General features: G+C 51.1%; 14 protein-coding genes. 4 read left to right on the forward strand and 10 right to left on the reverse strand.

Annotated elements, in window-relative coordinates; genetic code table 11:
- Positions 1-10: 10 nt before the first annotated feature.
- Both A8O25_RS10885 and A8O25_RS10890 read right to left on the reverse strand, forming a co-directional pair.
- On the reverse strand, positions 11-880 hold the full coding sequence (locus tag A8O25_RS10885; RefSeq protein ID WP_066834672.1) for an alpha/beta hydrolase: 870 nt from the start codon (positions 878-880) through the stop codon (positions 11-13).
- Between the two features lie 290 nt (positions 881-1,170).
- The gene (locus A8O25_RS10890) at positions 1,171-2,226 is read right to left on the reverse strand and encodes a LacI family DNA-binding transcriptional regulator (RefSeq protein WP_066834674.1); all 1,056 of its coding nucleotides are present in this window, start codon (positions 2,224-2,226) and stop codon (positions 1,171-1,173) included.
- A gap of 625 nt (positions 2,227-2,851) precedes the next feature.
- On the opposite strand from A8O25_RS10890, the gene A8O25_RS10895 reads away from it, so the two are divergent.
- The 4 genes from A8O25_RS10895 (at position 2,852) to A8O25_RS10910 (ending at position 10,249) form a co-directional block, all read left to right on the forward strand.
- Positions 2,852-6,019 carry a SusC/RagA family TonB-linked outer membrane protein gene (locus A8O25_RS10895; protein WP_082893578.1) on the forward strand — a complete coding sequence of 1,056 codons (3,168 nt, stop codon included), beginning with the start codon at positions 2,852-2,854 and terminating at the stop codon, positions 6,017-6,019.
- A gap of 20 nt (positions 6,020-6,039) precedes the next feature.
- Positions 6,040-7,884 carry a RagB/SusD family nutrient uptake outer membrane protein gene (locus A8O25_RS10900; RefSeq protein WP_066834677.1) on the forward strand — a complete coding sequence of 615 codons (1,845 nt, stop codon included), beginning with the start codon at positions 6,040-6,042 and terminating at the stop codon, positions 7,882-7,884.
- 11 nt (positions 7,885-7,895) lie between these two features.
- Positions 7,896-9,116, forward strand: a complete 1,221-nt coding sequence (locus tag A8O25_RS10905) for a BT_3987 domain-containing protein (RefSeq protein WP_161947737.1) — start codon at positions 7,896-7,898, stop codon at positions 9,114-9,116.
- Positions 9,117-9,415: 299 nt separating this feature from the next.
- Positions 9,416-10,249 (forward strand): endonuclease/exonuclease/phosphatase family protein, encoded by an 834-nt coding sequence (locus tag A8O25_RS10910; protein WP_066834684.1) that lies wholly within the window; start codon positions 9,416-9,418, stop codon positions 10,247-10,249.
- A gap of 660 nt (positions 10,250-10,909) precedes the next feature.
- On the opposite strand, the gene A8O25_RS10915 is transcribed toward A8O25_RS10910, so the two are convergent.
- The 8 genes from A8O25_RS10915 to A8O25_RS10955 all read right to left on the reverse strand — a co-directional run bounded on the left by A8O25_RS10915 (position 10,910) and on the right by A8O25_RS10955 (position 20,407).
- A complete protein-coding gene (locus A8O25_RS10915) occupies positions 10,910-12,568 on the reverse strand; it encodes a beta-N-acetylhexosaminidase (protein WP_066834756.1) in 1,659 nt (552 codons plus the stop codon).
- 115 nt (positions 12,569-12,683) lie between these two features.
- Entirely contained in the window at positions 12,684-14,123 is a 1,440-nt protein-coding gene (locus tag A8O25_RS10920) for a Gfo/Idh/MocA family protein (RefSeq protein ID WP_066834687.1), read from the reverse strand.
- 72 nt (positions 14,124-14,195) lie between these two features.
- A complete protein-coding gene (locus A8O25_RS10925) occupies positions 14,196-15,488 on the reverse strand; it encodes a sugar MFS transporter (RefSeq protein WP_066834690.1) in 1,293 nt (430 codons plus the stop codon).
- Positions 15,489-15,670: 182 nt separating this feature from the next.
- Positions 15,671-16,312 carry a carbohydrate-binding family 9-like protein gene (locus A8O25_RS10930; protein WP_161947738.1) on the reverse strand — a complete coding sequence of 214 codons (642 nt, stop codon included), beginning with the start codon at positions 16,310-16,312 and terminating at the stop codon, positions 15,671-15,673.
- Between the two features lie 16 nt (positions 16,313-16,328).
- Positions 16,329-17,474 carry a phosphotransferase enzyme family protein gene (locus tag A8O25_RS10935; protein ID WP_066834697.1) on the reverse strand — a complete coding sequence of 382 codons (1,146 nt, stop codon included), beginning with the start codon at positions 17,472-17,474 and terminating at the stop codon, positions 16,329-16,331.
- Between the two features lies 1 nt (position 17,475).
- On the reverse strand, positions 17,476-18,396 hold the full coding sequence (locus tag A8O25_RS10940) for a nucleotidyltransferase family protein (protein WP_066834700.1): 921 nt from the start codon (positions 18,394-18,396) through the stop codon (positions 17,476-17,478).
- A 1,163-nt stretch (positions 18,397-19,559) separates the two neighbouring features.
- Positions 19,560-20,000, reverse strand: a complete 441-nt coding sequence (locus tag A8O25_RS10950; RefSeq protein ID WP_153042703.1) for a hypothetical protein — start codon at positions 19,998-20,000, stop codon at positions 19,560-19,562.
- A gap of 158 nt (positions 20,001-20,158) precedes the next feature.
- Positions 20,159-20,407, reverse strand: coding sequence for a hypothetical protein (locus A8O25_RS10955; protein WP_066834710.1), 249 nt, complete (start codon positions 20,405-20,407; stop codon positions 20,159-20,161).
- Positions 20,408-20,468 lie beyond the last annotated feature (61 nt).

Genomic DNA, 20,468 nt, shown 5'->3' on the forward strand with positions numbered 1-20,468 from the left:
CCTAGAACACCTACCTCCGAAAGCTTTCCCCCACAAACTTCAACACCTCTGGCAGGGCCGTGCGCCAGTAGTTCCAGGTATGCCCGCCGTCACGCACCCTGAACTCATGCAGAAGCTTACGGTCCAGCATGGCCGCGTGCAATGCCATGTTACCTTTGATCAGGAAATCATCATCCCCGCAGTCAATGTAAAATTTCACTTTCTTCATGGGGTCAAGAGGCGCTGTTTCTACCAACTTCAGCACTGAATTCTGGTACCAGTGGGCAGTCAGTCGCTCCTGCCCTTGCAGGTTCTCTTTGAACACAGTAGAAAAATACCGTTTAAAGGAGGCCTCTGGCATAGTGGTAAACAACTCATCTGTCCAGACGGCGGCACTCAGCGGGGCTGCCGCCGCAAACAGGTCTGGGTGTTTCAGCGCCATTACCAGGGTGCCGTAACCTCCCATAGAAAGACCGGCTACGGCTCTAAACTCTTTGCTGCCACGGGTACGGTATATCTTGTCAATGTAGGGAATAAATTCGTTGATGAAGAAATCTTCATACTTCACCTTGCCGTCTGCGCTGTTGATGTACCAGCTCACGCCGGCATCTGGCATGACAATGATCATAGGCGGCACCTCGCCGGCCTGCATCAACCGCTCTGCGGTCAGGTGGGCCTCGCCAAATTGCGCCCAACCCGTCTCGTCATCTGAGTAGCCATGCAGCAGGTACAGCACCGGGTACCGGCGGTTAGTTCGTTCATAGTCTGCCGGCAGGTACATAGAGTATTCTACCTTCTTGTCCAGAACTTTGCTTTTTACCTCAAGGCTTTCTTTTAATATCCCTTGGGCCGAAGCACTGCATGCCCACAAGACGCAGAACGACAGGAGAAGATTTTTCATAGCTGGTAATTGGTTGAAAAGCGAATGAGACCGCAGGCCAAGTATAGTATTCTTTTCTATCTTCCTCAAAAAAATAGTCAATCGCCTTTGCCGTTTCACGGATAAATAAGATGGTTATGAAATAATCTTACAACCCGTTTTAGGCCTGTTTTAGCAAAATCAGGCCTAAAACGCCAAAGTCCTCAGAACTGCAGTCTGGGGCGTTAAATGTAGTTGCTGTTTCTGGCTGTTGTCCAAAACAGCCCAGAAACAGCCGATAGGTGAGACGCTGCAACAAAAGCGGGAAAGTTCTACAGATCTGCCTCTATGTAATAATGCAGGTTTTCTTTGGTGATGATGTCTAAGGGGAGGTACTTGATGGGGTTGGTCTTTTTCTTGAACACCAGTTGGTCTGCCAGCCCGTAAATGCCCCAATACCCTTGCCCTTTGGGGTTTTGGTTGATCAGGAAATCTATGGTCCCTTTGTTCAGAAACTCCAGGTTTTTCTCCATGAGGTCATAGCCAATCAGCCTAATCTGGGAGATGCCTTTAGTTTGCAGGTACTGGGCCACGGTATGTGCCTTGGAGTTGGTCACGAATATGCCTTTTACCTCTGGGTTCTGCAGCAGCAGCTTGTCTAGCTGGTCCTGAAACGCCTCTGAGGTGGAGTTCCCCAGATCTGCCTGCACTATTTTAAACATCTTGCCCGCAGAATGCTGGTGGAAATAATCATAGAACCCTTGCTCTTTGTTAATCAAGTGTGAGGAGTTGGCCAAGTCAACATCTATATGTACCACTAAGAATGTCCCGCCCTCTGGATGACCATACTGCAGCAGTTTAGCCGCCAGATATCCGCTTTGGTAAGAGTCCTGCCCAATATAGATCAGGGGTTCATAGTCTGGGATATGGGTATTGAACAGGGCGAAGGGGATACCTGCTTCTTTCCATTGCTTAAAATACGCCAAGGACTCCCGGTAAAAGATGGGAGCTACCAAAATAGCGATAGGCTGCCGGGCTCTTACTTCTGCGGCTTGTTCCTTAAAAGAGTTGGCGTTAAGCGGGTCAAAGATAAACTGGGTCACCCTTACCCCGTACTGGGTTAATTCTGCAGCTGCTTTCTCTATGCCGGTTTGCGGAGCCTGCCAATAATCATCTTGCGCAGGATCTGGAATGAGTGCCGCAATATCATAGGTTCTGTTGTTCACTAAGGTTCTGGCCAGCAGATTGGGCTGATAATTAAGCTCCTTGGCAATTTCTAAAACCTTTTGCCGTACGTCTTCGGCCACGCGGCCGCGCTCATGCAGTACCCGGTCTACCGTACCCGTTGAGACCCCGGCCTTTTCGGCTATATCTTTAATCCTGACCATTTATATATTCTTAAATATCTATTAAGTGGAACCCCTGAGAAGAAGAGGCACTTCACTTCTTTAGCATTCTGCACTATTGCCGGGGCGGAGGAACTTTCGGCTAGCGTACCACAAATAGGAAATATCTTTCTAAAGTTAAAAGGTATACTTTAAAGGTAAACCTGATCTAGCTATTTGTTTTCAAAAAAGCTTAACAAATCCTTAATCCATCTCTCCGTCCTGATCCCTTACCTTTATATTTCAAATTCTTCCTGAATCCCAAAGGTACTTACATATATACAATCTCCCAAGGCAAGAATTAAACAGAAATTTGTGTGCACGTCAACACTTATAAATTTTTCATGCGTTTACGTACACATTTATTTTATGAATTTGTTTGCACAATTGATTTTTTTATTCATATTTGGTTGAGCAAGACAAAACCCATGGCTTAAAAATGCAATAATGCCATAAACATGGGTTCATAACGGCATCTTGAGGGCACAAGGAAAGAGAGAGGCAACTGGTACTGTGTTCCTGAGGATTTGTTTTCCCACTCTGCCCCGGCAGAACGCAGGTTCCTTTTCAGAAGCCGGAATACCTATACAGCAACATCTACCCAGAAATAACCTTTAAACTTCTCTCAATGCGAAAACTGTTACCTTACCCGTCTGCCGTCATGCTAGCAGCACTGCTTTCTGCGGCACCTGACACCAGCCTTGCCAGGGATAGGTCTTTAGCGACGGATGTCTCCGGTACTAGCAAAGATCTACTTGAGGCTGCCACCCCACCGCCACCTGCTGCTGAAGAATATGCAGCCATGGTGCAGCAAACCACCAACCGCGATATTACCGGCTCTGTAAAAGACTCAACCGGGACTGCCTTAGTGGGGGTTACGGTATTAATTAAAGGCACTACCATTGGCACCAGCACAGATGTCAACGGGAAATACATTCTGAGCGCCCCAGACAATGCCACGCTGGTTTTTAGCTACATAGGGTATCTCTCGCAAGAAGCCACGGTGAGGGGAAAAGACGTGGTAAATGTAATCTTGAGATCCAATTCTTCGCAGGTAGATGAGGTAGTGGTTGTGGGGTTTGGCACCCAGAAAAAAATCAGTACGGTAGGCGCCCAGTCTACTATTAAGCCTACTGAACTTCAGCTCCCGGTCCGGAACTTGAGCACATCTTTGGGTGGCCGTCTGGCTGGGGTAGTCTCTGTGCAACGCAGCGGTGAACCAGGCGGAGATGACGCCGATATTTACATACGGGGTATTTCTACGTTCAGCAACAGCTTGAGCAAACCGCTGGTGCTGGTAGACGGGGTTCCCCGCCCGTTTTCAGACGTAGACCCGGAAGACATAGAAACCTTCTCGGTGCTCAAAGATGCCTCTGCCACGGCGGTGTACGGGGTAAGAGGTGCCAACGGCGTGATCCTTATCACTACCAAAAGCGGCACTATGGGCAAACCGAAATTCAACATTAGGTATAATGAGGGTATTACCACTTTTACTAAAGTCCCTGCTTTTGCTAACGGAGTCACGTACATGCAGATGGCCAATGAGGCGCTTACCAACCGGGGCGGCCAACCCCGTTATACTGAAGAAACCATACAGGCTACCAGAAACCAGACAGACCCCTACCTCTACCCCAATGTAGACTGGTACAAAGAGCTCTTCAACAAATGGGGAAGCACCAGAAGGGTGAACATGAACATTAACGGCGGAAGTGACAAGGTCAATTACTACGTGGCCACCAGCTTCTATGATGAAAAAGGGCTTTACAAAACAGACCAGCTGGCTGAATATGACTCCCAGGTCTCCTACAGAAGATATAACCTCACCTCAAACATCACTTTAAAGCCGTCTGTCACCACCACCGTGAAACTTGGGGTACAAGGATACCTGGCCAATGTAAATTATCCAGGCACCAACGCCAGCGACATCTTTGAGAAAGCCTTTTTCATGACGCCGGTGCTCAACCCGGTACAGTACCCAGACGGAAAAATGGCCGATGTGGCGGCCTCCAGCGTGCAGAACCCGTACGCGTTGCTGACCCAAACCGGCTATGCCAACCAATGGCGCAACCAACTGTTCTCTAACCTGCGGGTAACCCAGACCCTGGATTTCATCACTGAGGGTTTGTCAGCTACCGGTATGTTTTCTTTTGACGCCTACAACTACGTAAGCTTGAGAAGAACCAAAACCCCTGACACCTGGCTGGCCAATGGCCGCGATGCGGATGGGAATCTGATTTTCCAGCAGACCCGCATTGGTACAGAATACCTGGCCTACAGCCGCAACAACAACGGTTCCCGCACCATTTACAGTGAGGGCTCACTTAACTACCAGCGGGCTTTCGGTAACCACAACTTTGGGGGCATGATTCTCTTCAACCAAAGCGATGAAATCAATACCCAGGCCTCTGACTTTGAATCCTCCCTGCCTTTCCGGTTCCGGGGGTTGGCGGGCCGCACCACGTATGCGTTCAAAGAGAAATACTTTGCCGAGGTGAACTTTGGGTACAACGGCTCAGAGAACTTCCTGCCCAGCAAACGGTACGGTTTCTTCCCTTCGGCAGCCGTAGGCTGGTTAATCTCTGAAGAACCTTTCTTTACTCCGTTGAAAGGCGTAGCCCAGATGGTAAAACTGCGCTTCTCGCATGGCATAGTAGGGAACAGCAATATTGGCGGTCGCCGGTTTGCCTATTTAGGAACCGTGTCTTCCACCACCGGTTATTCGTTCGGGAAGACTCCTTCCAGCCTTGGCGGTTATGACATTGGCGAGTACGCCGTAGACGTAACCTGGGAAACCGCCACCAAATCAAACCTTGGCCTGGACATCTGGACCATCAACAGCGGGCTCAACCTGCAGGTAGATATCTTTCAGGAGCGTAGGGAAGGAATTTTCCTGCGCAGGGCTTCGCTCCCGGCCTATGTGGGCATGCGCAACAACCCCTACGGCAACGTGGGTAAAATTGACAACAAAGGGATAGACGCCTCTGCCAATTACTCAGGTAAGCTTGGCAAGCATTTCAACTTCCAGGTACTGGGCAATATCACTTTCAACCGCAACAAAGTGGTGGAAGACGACCAACCCGAGCCCATCTACCCTTGGCTTGACCGCAAAGGCCTGAAAGTGGGCCAGCGGTTTGGCTACATTGCCCTGGGGCTTTTCCAAAGCGAAGACGAAATTGCTAACAGCGCCCTGCAAGCGGGTGACGTTCGCCCCGGCGACATCAAATTCAAGGACCTGAACGCAGATGGCCGCATTGACGCCTATGACCAGGCACCCATCGGCTACGGGCAAGTGCCCGAAATCATCTACGGGTTCGGGTTTACCCTAGGCTACAAGGCGTTCACGCTTTCAACGCTCTTCCAGGGGGTGGGCAACATGGATATCTGGCTCAACGGCGAAGGTCTGGTTCCTTTCCAGCAGGGCTTGAGCCGGGGCAACCTGTTCAACAACATTGAAGACAGATGGACCGTGGAAAACCCGAATCCTAATGCCTTTTATCCTCGCTTGGGAGCCGGTACCATCAATGACAACTACGCCAGAAGCACCTGGTGGATTGCCAACGGCCGGTACATGCGCCTCAAAACCGCCCAATTGGCTTACAAACTGCCTAAGAGCTTTGTCAGCAAAGCCAAAATGGCCAATGCAGATATCTTCTTCTCCGGGGTGAACCTACTCACCTTCAGCCCCTTTAAGTTATGGGATGTGGAATTAGGAGACGGTAGTGACGCCGCCTTCCCCGGTGGGGCCATGTACCCCAACGTGGCCACGTACAGCCTTGGCTTTAACCTCAACTTCTAACCAGACTTACCACGTTTATTATGAAAAGTCTAAAACATATTCTTGGTCTCACTATCCTGCTGTTCTCCAGTTCTTGCCAGGATGATTTTCTGGACCAGGTGCCAGATGACCGCTTAACCATTGAGCAGGTGTTCCTGCGCCGCGAGACCTCTGAACAATACCTGGCCAATGTGTACAACTACATCAAGGATGAAAGCATGGTCACCAACAACGCCCCCTGGATTGGTCTTTCAGACGAAGGGGACGTGACCTATGACCGCCCAGGCTACCTCACCTTCCTGATGAACATTGGGAACTGGAGTGCCGCCTCTGGGTACTATGACAACTACTACGGTGACTATTATAAAGGCATCAGGTCTGCTACCACGTTCATCAACAACATTGGCAACAACCCCCAGTTTACCCCAGAACTGATCACCCGGAGAACCGCCGAGGCCCGGTTTGTGCGGGCGTTCCTGTACTTCAGCCTGTTGCGCACCTGGGGGCCCGTCACCATTCTGGGGGATGAACTTATACCCGGGGACCTGGAACCCAATGACGCAAAACTCCACCTGCCCCGCAATTCTTATGATGAGTGCGTAGACTACATTGTCTCTGAACTGGACCTGGCAGGCCAGGACCTTCCGCTGCACTGGACCACCCAGGAATCAAACAGCCAGCAGTATGGCGTGGGTGAGTTTGGGCGTGCTACCAAAGTGGCCTGTATGGCGCTTAAAAGCCGTGTCTTGCTGTATGCCGCCAGCCCGTTGGTAAATGGCAACCAGGAGTACGCCGGTTTCACGAACAAAGACGGTAAGCAGTTGATCAGCCAGCAGTATAACCCTGCAAAATGGGAAAGAGCAGCCAAAGCGGCCAAAGACATTATTGACCTGAACATTTTGTCGCTGTACAAAAAGAATGACGCACAGGGCAATTTTGACCCGCTGCTTTCTTACAGAGGTATTTTCCTGGATGCCTGGAACCCTGAAGTAATTTTTGCCCGGGTGGCGAACAACATTGCCGGGTGGGAACGTGCCTCCAGCCCCAGGTTGGCCAGTGGGTTCGCGAGTACTGGTCCTACCCAGCAAATGGTAGATGCATACCACATGGCCAATGGGTTGAGACCGGTTCTTGGGTATACTTCCAACGGTTCGCCCATCATCAATGCCCCCTCTGGTTATTCAGAGACCGGTTTTACCGCCGCTGCCACCAAGTACACGCTCGCCAACACCTACAACATGTACGTGAACCGGGAGCCGCGCTTCTATGCCAACGTGAATTTCAACGGCGTTCAATGGATCAACACCAGTGAAGGAGTGAAAGTCATCCAGACCTACAACACCGGTGAATCCGGCCCGGCCGGCTCCTGGGACCACTCCCGCACAGGTTACATCAACCGTAAGAATGTCTCCCCCGCTGCCAACCCCAGAACGGGGGTGAACACCGCCCGCCCGTGGGTGATGTTCCGCTACGCGGAAATTCTACTCAACTACATAGAAGCCCTGCATGAAACCGATCCTTCCAACCCAGACATTCTGCAGTACCTGAACGACATACGTGAACGGGCGGGCATTCCCCAGTTTGGAGAAGGGCCTTCTCCGCTCCCCACTCCTTCCCCAGACGCCGTACGGGAGCTGATCCGCCATGAGCGCAGAATAGAACTGGCCTTTGAGCACATGCGCTACTTTGATACCCGCCGCTGGAAAATTGCCGAACAGACCGACGCTGGTCCTTTCTACGGCATGAACATCAGCGCCAACCCGCCCGAGTTCTACAAGCGGGTGGTGTTTGAAAACCGCGTCTTCCGGAAGAGCTATTACTTCTTCCCTATTCCGCAGCCGGAAATTAACAAGAACATGAATTTGGTCCAGAACCCAGGCTATTAAGCATGAAACCCATGAAAAGAATAAACTATCTCTATGCCATAGCCTTATTTGTAAGCTGCTGTCTGGTGGCATGCAAATATGATACAGACATCCCCAACCCCAGTGACTACGCCAAAGTATATATGCCCCAGGCCATAGACACCCCGGCCCGACGCACGTTTGTGATGGCAGACACCCTGCAGAGCATTGTGATTGGGGCTGCCTACGGCGGGCCAAACTCGCTTGAAAGTCCTATAGAGGTCACATTTAGGGTAGACCCCGCTTTGGTAGACGCCTTTAACAATGCCAACGGCACGTCTTATGCCCCCATGCCCGCCGGGAGTTATGAATTACCCAACCCCAAGGCAAGCATTTCTGCGGGCGGGGTCAGTTCTTCCGCGCTACGGATAAAGGTAAAAACCAAAGGCGCGTTAGAGCCCTTCAAGCAGTACCTGCTACCGGTGACCATTGATCAGGTGAACGGGAACATACCGGTGAATGAGAGCCTCAAAACCACCTATTTTGTGGTGGAAGGCCAGCGCGAAGGCACGCCGCTCAAAGTCATGTCGTTCGGGAAAGGGTCTGGGGCGCACAACATGGCCTTGGTGGCAGATATCATCAACCCCCATAACCCAGACATTTTGCTGGTAAGGGAGATGGATATCAACACCAACCGCAACGGCAAAATAGACCAGGCCGCTGCGCTGGCAGAACTGATCAGTATGCCGCATTACCTGTACATTCCGTCTATTGCCAGTTATGACGGCGGTTCTTATGGGGCCACTATCTTCTCCAGGTTGCCTATCAAAGAACAGATCTACCACATCTTGCCCACCGGTGACATCAACACCGAGAAAGGCCCGCTGGGCATCATTACCGTGGCGTTGGCAGACGGCACCGAGGTGGTTTTTGCCGGTACGCACCTAAACTCCAACGCCACCCGCAGGGCGGCCCAGCTCCCGGAACTGTTGAACGTTATGAACACCTACACTACCCAGCCGCTCATCTTAGTTGGCAATTTCAACGAGAGGCCGCCGTCTGGGCCGGTGTACGTTTCCTTAGCAGACGCCCAGTTCATTTTCCCGTGCAGCACTTGCCCCGCCAACACTCCGGTCACAAACCCGGTGAACTATTCAGACTTTATCCTGTACAAGCAACCAAATCGGTTCCGAGTGATGGGGTACACGGTGGGCACCACGTCTACCAGCGCGCATTTGCCTGTTATTGCCCAGTTTCAAGTGTACAAAGATTAAGACGCTCCGCCCGTTGGGAATAGTTTCCACTCAATTCACAGCGGACGGGGCTTCTAAAAGGAGATAACTACCACGCAAGACGTTAGAATCATAACTTCCGCCCGGCGGAAATTCACCGGAAGCGGCCGGGGGTTTCAAGCAACACCCCAACTCCGGACTTGGCATCCGTTTTTGGCCTGTTTTCAGACAAACAGACCAAACACGGATGCCAGCTTCCGGCAGTTTAAGATTTTAGAAAAATTACTACTGGAGGTTCCCTTTCCGGTCATCTAACTAAACAACAAACCAAGCATACCCCTATGAAGCCACTATTTAAGTTATTCCTGCCTTTATGCATTCTGGCCGCCTGCGGCGGAACCAGTGCCGACCCGGAGGAAGAGGAGATTCCGGCCCCTGCCCCTCAGGGCCCTGTGGTTAAAGTGATGTCCTATAACATCCATATTGGCAACCCGCCCTCTAAACCCGCCGATTACCGGGAACTGGAGGCAGCCGCCAACGTGATCAACCTCCAAAAACCTGATCTGGTGGCTTTACAGGAAGTAGATGTGAACACCAGAAGGTCAGGATCAACAGTGGACCAGGCGAAAGAACTGGCCCGGTTAACTGGCATGCACTATTACTACACCAAGGCCATTGATTACCAGGGCGGCCAATTTGGTGATGCCGTGCTGTCCCGCCTGCCCATTCTTGAAAAACGCCGCTATGAGTTGCCGGTAACTTCCCAGCTGGGCGGAGAAACCCGTTCGGTGGCCTTGATCACAGTGGAGAAAGAGGGACATAAATTCCATTTCGCGTCTACGCACTTAGACCATCTGGGCCCCGAGGATAACCGCATTTTGCAAGCGAATGAGCTGGTGAAAGTGGTCAAGGAACTTACGTTACCTCTAATCATTGCCGGAGACTTAAACGCAGTACCCACTTCTACCACCATGGGCATTCTGTTCCAGCAGTTAAGTTCCGGCTGCCAAAGCGCGTGCCCGTTCACGTTCCCGGCCATTAACCCCACCCGCACCATAGATTACATCATGGTGCACCCGTTGAACAAATTCAACATCAAAAGCTACCGCACCATCACCGAAACCTACGCCTCTGACCACCTGCCGTTGGTTTCAGAGATTCAGCTGAAGAAGTAATTTTTGTATTCCGCTTTCAGTAGAAAAGTTAGCAAACCGACTACGGATTATTTGAAAGCCATTTCATCTTGGGTTTTTAAATTCCGTTTCCGGGCTGTTTTCGTGAAAACAGCCCGGAAACGGAATTTTGTTTTAACACGCATTCCGTCCCCCTTTGAAGGGGGTAGGGGGATGACCAAGGCCGTTGAAGAACCGCCAGCTTCTGCCAAATGTCTTTGAAAAAATGATTCTCGAGAATGCGTACTTCTGCATGAGTATCATCCCCTTACCCCCTTCAAAGGGGGACAGACTGCGTGGATGGAGATAGCAAATCGGGTTCCTGTTTATGGCTTGTTTTCTGGAAAACAGGCCGAAAACACAAGTTTGATTGTATGCGTTGCAAGCGTTTTGGCAGCTTTCCCACAAAACTAAATGTCTGCGTCTCCCCTGCTTTCGGCCTGCGGCCGATGCTTTAGTAACTTCCGCCGTGGGCGAATAAAAAAAATAAGAACATCTTCTCTGGTCGCCTTCCCCAAGTGCCATTATTACATTTCAAACCTATTCCGTCAACTAAAAAGTGGTGCTGGCTTCTGCAGGAAGACGTACCTATGCCCACAAAGAAAGCCGCCCTGGTTTAACCAAGGCGGCTTTACTCTACAACAAACTAGTTTACAACTTATCCTATTTGACCTGCCCTAACGCTTTCTCAGTTTTAAAATACGGGGCATACTTTACACCTAGCTTATCCAGGTGCTGCACGTGCTTGAATAACCTGGCTTTAAAGTCGCTGAAATTCTTTTTCTCGGGGGCAGTCCAGGCTACTTCGGCAAAGGCTGATGCCCGGGGAAAGGTCATGTGCTCAGCGTGGTCAGGGGTGGCGATGTACTCTGACCAGACATTGGCCTGCGGACCCAGGATATGCTTGGCTTCCTCTGGGGTGAGGCTGGCCGGCACGGGGTTGTACGAGTACACCTTCTCCAGCGGCAAGTATCCGCCAATGGCCACCGGCTCTACTTTGCGGGCGTCAGGGGTTTGGTAATAATCCAGGTACAGGAACGTGTTGGGCGACATGATCACGTCATGCTTCTGCTTGGCCGCGGCAATCCCGCCTTTTTCGCCCCGCCAACTCATGACCGTGGCGTTGGGGGCCAAACCGCCTTCCAGAATCTCGTCCCAACCAATGATGGCCCGGCCTTTTGAGTTCACAAACTTCTCAATGCGCTGAATGAAATAGCTTTGCAGCTCGTGTTCGTCTTTCAGGCCTTCGCGCTTAATCACGGCCTGGGCTTCAGCAGACTTTTTCCAGCGGTCTTTAGGGGCTTCGTCTCCGCCGATGTGAATGTATTTGCTCGGGAACACGTCCATCACCTCAGTGAGCACATCTTCCAAAAATTTGAAGGTGGTCTCATGCGGGCAGAAAATGTCTTTCTGGATTCCCCAGGCGGTGAGCACTTGGTACGTGGTGTCTTTTATGCAGCCCAACTCTGGGTATGCAGCCAACGCGGCCAGGGAATGGCCCGGCATGTCAATCTCGGGAATAATAGTGATAAAGCGGTTCTGGGCGTATTTCACCAGGTCTTTGAGCTCTTGCTGGGTATAGTAGCCGCCGTGACGTTTGCCGTCATACTTACGGGGCTTGTCTTTCACGTGCCCCACCACAGTGCTGTCCCGCCAGGCGGCAATTTCCTGCAGCTTGGGATATTTCTTGATTTCCATGCGCCAACCGGCGTCTTCAGTGAGGTGCAGGTGAAAGGTGTTGATTTTGTAAAACGCCATCAGGTCTATGTATTTCCGCAGGAAATCAACCGGGAAATAGTACCGGCCCACGTCCAGCATGAGGCCGCGGTAAGCAAAACGGGGCGCGTCTTCAATGGCCACCGCAGGTACCTTAAAGGTCCGCATCTGGGTTTTGCCTTCAATCTCGGCGGGCATCAACTGCCGAAGCGACTGCAGCGCAAAAAAAGCACCTTGGGCCGTTCTGGCTTTCACCAGCACCTGCTTGGGCGTCACCTCCAGCTTATACCCTTCGGCATTTTTAATGGACGTGTCTACCAAAAATGAGATGGAATTTTTTTGGGGTTTACTGCCCGGTTTGGCGTAGGGCAACTGGTAACCGGCGGCGTTTTTCACCAATCCCGCCAGATAGTCGGCGGCCAGCTTGAAACCGGGGCTGTCTGCAGGCAAAATGAGGGTGGTTTTTCCGTCCAGGACGAATTCGCCTTTTTGGGGCGTCAACTTCTGCGGCTTGGGAATGATGGTGTACCGCAGGCTGTCCTGGGCAAAAACCTGAACCTGGCTTAGCAGGAACAGGAGAAGAAAGGCAGGAATAATTCTTATCATGGTAGAGGAGGATTTGAGATGCAAGGGAGATGGGAATCTTCCCGTTTTCGGGCTGTTTTTCTAAAAACAGCCCGAAAACGGAAAAGTGGGTTCAACCGGAAAACAGTTCTGGCGGTTACGCCCGCACGTTCGTGGTTCCGCCCCCTGCCAGCGTGAGGTCAACCGGCTTGTTCTTTTGCCAGGTACCGCCGGTAAAATCAGGCACGTCAATGGAGTTGGAGCGGTTGGCCACCGACCATTCACTCAACGGCGCGATGGCGCTCCACAAGGCGGCGTCATACACGTCCTGGTCCAGCGGCAAGCCGTTGCGCAGGCAGTCTATCAGGCGCCATTCCATCAGGAAGTCCATGCCGCCGTGGCCGCCAATCTTCTTGGCCATTTCGCCCAGTTTCTGGGTGAGCGGCGGGGTGTACTGGTCCTGCACCTTTTTAAAGTCATCGGCTGAAAGCCACTTATGGCTGTTGGCGATTTTGGCGGGCGTGGGCCACTTCTGGGCAATGCCTTTGGTGCCGCTCACCAGATGGATTCTGGAATAAGGCCGGATAGAAGACACGTCATGCTGCACCACAATAGTCCTGCCTCTCCGGGTCCGGATGGTGGTGGTGTTCATGTTGCCCCTGAAATTCATTTGGGCGAAGTCTTTGTAAAAGCTGTCTTTGGCGGCCAGTTCTTTGGCTTTAGGTCCCATGGTGAAATCATTGGAGGACATAGACACCAGGTAGTCCATCTGGTCCCCGCGGTTAATGTCCATGATCTGGCAGATGGGACCCAGGCCGTGCGTGGGGTAAAGGCTACCGTTGCGTCCGTTCTCCTTGAGCCGCCACATGTCATAATAAGCTTGGTCGGTCTCGCTGGTCTTGCCAAAGTTGAGGTCAATCAGCTCATGGATGTAGGCACCCTCGCCGTGCACAATTTCCCCAAAGTACCCTTGGCGGGCCATGTTGAGGGTGAGCATCTCAAAGAAATCATAGCAGCAGTTCTCCAGCATCATGCAATGCTTTTTGGTGCGCTCAGATGTCTCTACCAGTTGCCAGCACTCGTCAATGGTCTTGGCGGCGGGCACCTCTACGGCCACGTGCTTGCCGTGCTCCATGGCGTACACGGCCATGGGCGTGTGCAGGTGCCACGGCGTGGCGATGTACACCAAGTCCACATCCTCGCGTTCGCAAAGCTTTTTCCAGGCGTCTTCGGTGCCGGAGTACGTAGCCGGGGCGGGCCTGCCGGCGGCCATTTCTTTGCGGGAGAGGTCTATACGCTCTGGCCTGATGTCACACAGGGCGGTAATCTCGGCCCCTTCAATATGCCCTACCCGCTTCACGGAACCAATGCCCCGCATGCCCAGACCAATGTACCCAATGCGCACTTTGTCTATCTTGGGTGCCGCGTAGCCACTCATGTTAAATACCTGCCGATGGGTTTTGCCGGCCTCTTTCTGGATTTGACCTAAATTAGAAGCAGGGGCTGAAGTAGCGCAACTGCTCACCAGGCCGGTAGTAGCCAGTCCAAGACCGGTCAGGCTGGCCATTTTCAAAAAGTCTCTACGGTTACTGCTCATATGAAATTGTGTAAGGGTAAAGGGCTAAGGAATACAATCAAACATCGCACGGAGTGCGCCAATAAACGTCTGTTACCGGGACTTCACTTTATGACCGGCCGTGGCGAAATACAGAATAAACAAATAGCAGGGAATAACGAGCCAATACGCCTGCTGCGGGTCAAAATGGTCAGCCAGATAGCCGTAGAGCAACGGCAGGACGGCCCCGCCCGCCAACGCCATAATCAGGAAAGAGGAACCAATCTTGGTGAAACGGCCCAGCCCCGCAATGGCCAGCGGCCAAATAGCCGGGAACACCAGCGCATTGGCCAGCCCCATGAGCGACACGCACAGAACCGACACGAAACCGTCGGTGAAAATAGCGCCTAACCCAAACACAATACCCAGCACCGCAGACAGCTTCAGGGCATTTTCTTGGGAGATAAACCTGGGAATGGTCACAATGCCCACCAGATAACCTACAATCATGGCCCCTAGGGTAAAAGAGGTGAAAAACTTGGCCGTGGCAAAGGCAATGCCCTGCGAGGCTCCGTAACTGATAATGGTATCACCGGCAATCACTTCAACGCCCACGTACAGGAACATAGCCGCCGTACCCAACAACAAATGCGGAAACTGCAGAATGCTTTTCTTGCCTGAATTGGCGGCTGCCACGGCCTCATCTTCCTGGTCAGTGTCAACCTCTGGCAAAGAAGAGAAATACACCACCAATGCCAAGACCAGCAACACGCCTACCATGAGGCAGTAAGGTACAATCACGCGCTGGGCTAGGGCATCTAACTGGGCAGTTTTTTGCACTAAATCCATCTGGGCCAGTTGCTTCACTAACGCGTCTGCGTCTTTCAAAGCCACTGCCCCCAACGCGATGGGCGCACAGATACCCGCAATTTTATTGCAGATGCCCATGATACTAATACGTTTGGCCGCACTTTCGCGGGGACCCAGAATGGTGATGTACGGATTGGCAGCCGTCTGTAGAAGCGCCAGGCCCGTGCCTTGCAGAAACAGCCCCAGCAAAAACAGGCCATACGTCCGGCTCATGGCCGCCGGTACAAAGACCAACGCCCCAACCGCCATCACTATTAACCCCACTGACATGCCTTTCTTAAACCCGATAGTTTTCAGCACCCACGCCGAAGGCATGGCCATTAGATATGGCATATAAAAGGCGGCCACCACCATGTAAGAGGCAAACGTGCTCAGCTCACAGGCAATCTGCAGGTAGGGAATCAGAACCGAGTTCAGCCAGGTGACAAACCCGAAGATGAAGAACAGCGCCCCAATGATGATGATGGGCCGGGCACTGCCCGTTTGCGAGGCCAGCGGCGGGGCCGATGTTTCTGGCGAAGTGGTGACAAGTGACATAGCGTTTGTTTGTATTTGGTGTAAGGTTGTGTCAGGTCAGCAATAGCTGATGCAGGTTTCATTGGTCAGCTGAAATGCCGCCTAAACTTTTTTTCCGTTTTCGGCCTGTTTTCCGGAAAACGGGCCAAAAACGGGTTGTTTTTCTATTTCTTCGGCGCTGCCGATGCACAATTAATGCTCTCTCACTGGAACTGCATCTCCCCGAAATATTCCGGAAGGTGAAAGTTAGGTTCCTCGGCAGTGACGGTGCTCCAGGTCAGGTAATGTGGGTTGGGCAAGTCATCTCCGCATTTAAAGAAATTGACCTTGCAGTTCTGGCCGTCCAGCGTGGCGAAATCATGGCAGCAAAACACGTCTACTGGTATCAGCAGCGTCAGTTCCCAGTGTACCACCGTTGCGCCGCGCTTGCTTTCGCGCACGTTCAGTTGCGCAGACCGCTTAATTTCCCTGATAATGCTTTCTGAAAAGACCTGCCGGTCCTTTTTGCCGTTGCCGAACCCCATCAGGCAAGTCCCCAGGCTGTTGAATTCCAGGTTATAATAGGCTTCTTCGCCGTTAAAGGCGATAAAAAGCTCTACGCAGCTGTCTTTGTACACCGGGTCATTGGTTTTTCTGAACACCGCCCTGATGGCGTTCTCCTGCACATAGAATTTCACCAGAAAACAATCACTGCTGTGGGCCACCGAAAACGCCACCCTTGGTTTGTAGCCAAAAGCAGGCCACGGCGCTGCGTCAATGGCGTGTTTCTCCAGGTTGTCCAGCAACTCTGATACCTCTTGGAGAGATGATTGCCGGTCCAGCAGCGGCAAAAATGGGACTTCCAATTGCTTCACAGGAATATCAGTTAGCAGTGATAGGAATAGCCTGTACTTCTTGCACTACTTTCTCAATAATATCTTCTAACTGGGGCTGGCACGCTTCCAGCTGGTGTACCAGTTGGAACTGCGCCCGGGCGCGCTGCAGGTTATGTCCGGCAAAATGGGTTTTGTAGTAGTTATCCCCGTCTATATAATCGGTTAGGAACCGTAGCCCCATAATGTAAGGCAATAGCAGCGCCCCCGGCACCAAAGACGCTATTTCCTGTTCAGACAAGGCGGCACCGGTCTCTTCCAGAAACCCGCGGGCAAACCCTTCAAACAGGGCCAAATCCACATGAATCTTGCTGATATCTGCTTCATCTTCCGGAGCCGTGTTGACGGTAGTTCTAATGGCATCACCAAAGTCATAGGCCACATATCCTGGCATGACGGTGTCCAGGTCAATGACGCACTGGGCCTTGCCTTCCGGGTTAAGGAGCACATTGTTGAATTTGGTGTCATTGTGCGTGACCCTAAGCGGCAAAACCCCTTGCTGCCCCAGGCGGTAGATGGTGCTCATGGCCTCTATGCGGTCTTGCACAAAGGCAATTTCAGGGGTTACCTCTTTCACCCGTCCCACCGGATCTGCCTCTACCGCACGCTTGAACAGGTTGAACCGGCTGACTACATGATGGAAGTTTGGGATAGTGTCATGCAACCGCTCCACTGGCAGGTCAGCCAAGAGCGCCTGGAACTTGCCAAACGCTCTTCCGCCCTCATACGCTTGCCGGGAGGAGGTCACTATATCATAGCTGGTGGTATTCTCCAGAAAGAGGTACATGCGCCAGTAATTGCCTTCCTGGTCCTGGTAAAACCACGCGCCTGCGTTGGTAGGCACCAAGGTGAGTACTTCTTTGCTGGGTTCTGCCCCCGCCACGGCTCCCAGCTTGTGCCTTAGATGCGTGGTCACCAATTGGATATTCTCCATGAGGGCAGGCACGTTTTTGAACACGTGGTGGTTCACGCGCTGCAACAAGTAGTCTGGAGACGCCGCCGCTGTATTTTGCACATGGTACGTGTCATGGATATGCCCCGACCCATGCGCGGTGACGGCTGCCACTGCCCCTTCTAATTGAAACTGTGCAAGAATTTGTTTCAGCTCACTGCCTGCCTCTGCTTTCTCTACCATGTTATTCTACTGTTTCTAAGCTTCTGTTCCATAGGTTTTTGGGGTACACCCCCTGGGCCACCAATTGCCCCAGCGATTTGGTGGCCACAGGCTTGTCTGCCGGGTAGGTCACCCCGAACCATTTTTCAGGGGTAGGCAACACGTTCACCTTCACCACTCCGGCTTTCACCAAGCGGTCTACCACCGAGGGCAGGTAAAACTCCGCCTTCGGCTGATGGCCCTGCTCGTTGATAAACTCTTTCAGATACTGCTCAAAATACGGCAGCAAAGACGGCGAGAACCCCATCAGGTTCATGGACACGATTTGGTCCGGGGCCAAAGGGATTTCCTCCCCATCTGCCCTAATAGCCACAATATGCTGTTCTTTCCGCTCAATGTGGGTTTGCTCGGTAATGCTGCGCAGAGTTCCGTCTGCGTCTACCTCACAAATACCCCGTGACACCGCCCCGTGCTCAGACAGCGTATTGGCCAGCTGGTAACCCACCAGGCCGCAGGGCTGCCCGCTCCGCAGAAAATCAGCTATGATTTGAAAGGACTCAGCCCCGTAAAAGTCGTCTCCGTTAATGACTGCAAAAGGCTCCTGCAATTTCTCCCTGGCTACCCACACCGCATGGGCCGTTCCCCAGGGTTTCACGCGGTTCTCGGGCACTGTTAAACCGTCTGGTAGCACCGCTAACTCCTGCAGCACATATTCCACGGCAATCTTATCGCTGAACTTGTTCAGCATAACCGCCCTGAATTCCTCTTCAATAGACTTTCTGATAATGAAAATCACCTTCCCGAAGCCAGCCCTGACAGCATCATAAATTGAATAGTCTATTATAGTCTCACCATTAGGCCCAAAGCCATCTATCTGCTTTAGACTACCGTACCGACTTGCCATGCCAGCCGCCAATACAACCAGCGTTGGTTTTCTCTCCATAGGAAGATCCTGATTAGTGTAATATCTTATTCTATGTCTAATTAGCCTTTGTGCCCATAGCCAGCTCTTAAAATTGATGCCTCTTGACTTCAATCATACATTTAAAGGCCAGCCTCCTGATAAGTACTTTCCTGCTAAATATCTGGGAACAAAAGCCTTTTTTCTTTCAAAGGCCTTAGATCAACCCACTTTAAACAACTGTTTCGGTTTACAAACCTTAGAAACTCAGGCTAATTTCATGTTTCTGAGATAAACATAGAAACTAACATTAAGATTTGCAAAGATTAAGTGCAAAAATGTGTTCGAACACACAAGATATAATTAAAGTGTTTACGAACACAACATATAATTCATCAGAATCACATATAATATCTATTTTGCATTTTTTCATTGCAATCCAACTATCAATGCCCAATATACCTCTAGGTCAGGAGAATAGTAACTATTGATCTTCTGTCATAAAAACAGCTTACCCTGAAAGCGGAATAGCTAACCCAGGAATTAAACTGCACCCAATGCCTTCATATAAAATCGACCAGAAGGGCAAATAGCCTTTGTTTTGAAAACTATTAATTATCACCCCAAAGCACGTATGGTGTTATTGACTGATGTCCACAGTAACACAAACAAGTATCCCCCTTATATCAAGAGCATATAACATGTCTATTGGGCTACAAACGGGCATCAAAAGGATCTTCTCTACCGGTTGCCCCATTGCTTTCTCCTGCAAAAGCAAAAAGTAAACAAGCTTTAAAGAAAGCGCCCAGAAGAAGATGATCAATTTAGAACACCTACAAGAACAGCATGCATTGGGGTATGGCTTTGTCTAGACAAGTAGGGATATGCCCTTAAGTAGGATATAAGGATTGGCTACTTTCTCCAATATAGCATCAGGGGTTGCAGAGAAATATAAGTAAAGCTGGCCCAAATCATACCGTTGCTCTCCTGCTAGAAGGGAAGAAAACTTTGTTTGAAGAATGACACGCCTCTGTCAAAGTCAGCGACAGACACAGTAGCAGTTTACCTGCCCGCATGCGATAGGGTACATTTCACTCAAAACCAAATCTTGCCTATTACAGTACCACCTACATTATGCACCAACGGCAGCATTAGTGCGCGGCTTTGGCTGAAAAGGGCGGGAAAAATGTGATGGGAGGTAACTATTATGCCTGACGGTGCACTTTGGTCACCAACTCTACCACGGTGTCTTCCATCCATTTCACGGCATCCTGCTCGGTCAAAAAGGCCTGGTACCGCACCTCAGGGCACGCGTCTAAGGCAGATGAAAGGTCTTTGTTTTCCTGCAAACGCTGCATTTGCCGGGGGGTAAGTAAAAAGGCGACCAGCAGTTGGGGGGCAATCAGTTGAAGGGCTTTGGGATAGAATTCCTGGCTCAGCCACTCACTTTCCTTTTGGGTGAGCTCTCCTTTTGACCTATAATCAAACAGCCAGCAGGTGGCGGCATTTTCAGTGGCCACTTGCAGCATAGACAGACAGTTGATCTTGAACTCTGTGAACGTAACAGGCTGCTGCCACCGGATGATGACCGTCTGCATATCCGCCCGATAGGAGATCTTACTATGTTTGCTTTGTCCTATCTTCATGAGTGAGGGGTTTGAGCTAGGAGGTGGTAATCAAAAAAGTACTCATTTGTCGGTAGTCTGTCTTGAACTGAAAGTAGATCAATAAACACTTATAAACAAGTTTCCCACAGGCTTTTCCCCATTAAAGTTCCAAAATATAGTATTTATACGGAATAAGGCTAGTATTCATTCCGCCGTCTGGTCTCGTTCCAGTTGGTGCGCATGGCCAGAAACAGCTCAATACAGCTTTGCAGAAACGCCTCATCAATCCATCTTTTAATCTCCCCGTCGCCCCCGTCTACGTCCATCTCACTCACCTTGTAGGTCTGTTCAAAGGGACCCAGCTCCAGTTTGAGCAGGTATTTCCCGTTCCAGGCAAAAAGAGTGATCTTGATTTCAGGATGTGGAATATCTGTTACTACACGCATTTTACAAAAGTTATTAGAAGTACGAAGCAAAAAAGCCAGGGATTCAAAATCAGGGGTGATT

This window comes from Rufibacter ruber, assembly GCF_001647275.1.
Taxonomy (GTDB): domain Bacteria; phylum Bacteroidota; class Bacteroidia; order Cytophagales; family Hymenobacteraceae; genus Nibribacter; species Nibribacter ruber_C.

Coding starts and splice junctions, on each gene's coding strand:
- A8O25_RS10885 (WP_066834672.1), bottom strand. CDS start 880: ATGAAAAATCTTCTCCTGTCGTTCTGCGTCTTGTGGGCATGCAGTGCT.
- A8O25_RS10890 (WP_066834674.1), bottom strand. CDS start 2,226: ATGGTCAGGATTAAAGATATAGCCGAAAAGGCCGGGGTCTCAACGGGT.
- A8O25_RS10895 (WP_082893578.1), top strand. CDS start 2,852: ATGCGAAAACTGTTACCTTACCCGTCTGCCGTCATGCTAGCAGCACTG.
- A8O25_RS10900 (WP_066834677.1), top strand. CDS start 6,040: ATGAAAAGTCTAAAACATATTCTTGGTCTCACTATCCTGCTGTTCTCC.
- A8O25_RS10905 (WP_161947737.1), top strand. CDS start 7,896: ATGAAAAGAATAAACTATCTCTATGCCATAGCCTTATTTGTAAGCTGC.
- A8O25_RS10910 (WP_066834684.1), top strand. CDS start 9,416: ATGAAGCCACTATTTAAGTTATTCCTGCCTTTATGCATTCTGGCCGCC.
- A8O25_RS10915 (WP_066834756.1), bottom strand. CDS start 12,568: ATGATAAGAATTATTCCTGCCTTTCTTCTCCTGTTCCTGCTAAGCCAG.
- A8O25_RS10920 (WP_066834687.1), bottom strand. CDS start 14,123: ATGAGCAGTAACCGTAGAGACTTTTTGAAAATGGCCAGCCTGACCGGT.
- A8O25_RS10925 (WP_066834690.1), bottom strand. CDS start 15,488: ATGTCACTTGTCACCACTTCGCCAGAAACATCGGCCCCGCCGCTGGCC.
- A8O25_RS10935 (WP_066834697.1), bottom strand. CDS start 17,474: ATGGTAGAGAAAGCAGAGGCAGGCAGTGAGCTGAAACAAATTCTTGCA.
- A8O25_RS10940 (WP_066834700.1), bottom strand. CDS start 18,396: ATGGAGAGAAAACCAACGCTGGTTGTATTGGCGGCTGGCATGGCAAGT.
- A8O25_RS10950 (WP_153042703.1), bottom strand. CDS start 20,000: ATGAAGATAGGACAAAGCAAACATAGTAAGATCTCCTATCGGGCGGAT.
- A8O25_RS10955 (WP_066834710.1), bottom strand. CDS start 20,407: ATGCGTGTAGTAACAGATATTCCACATCCTGAAATCAAGATCACTCTT.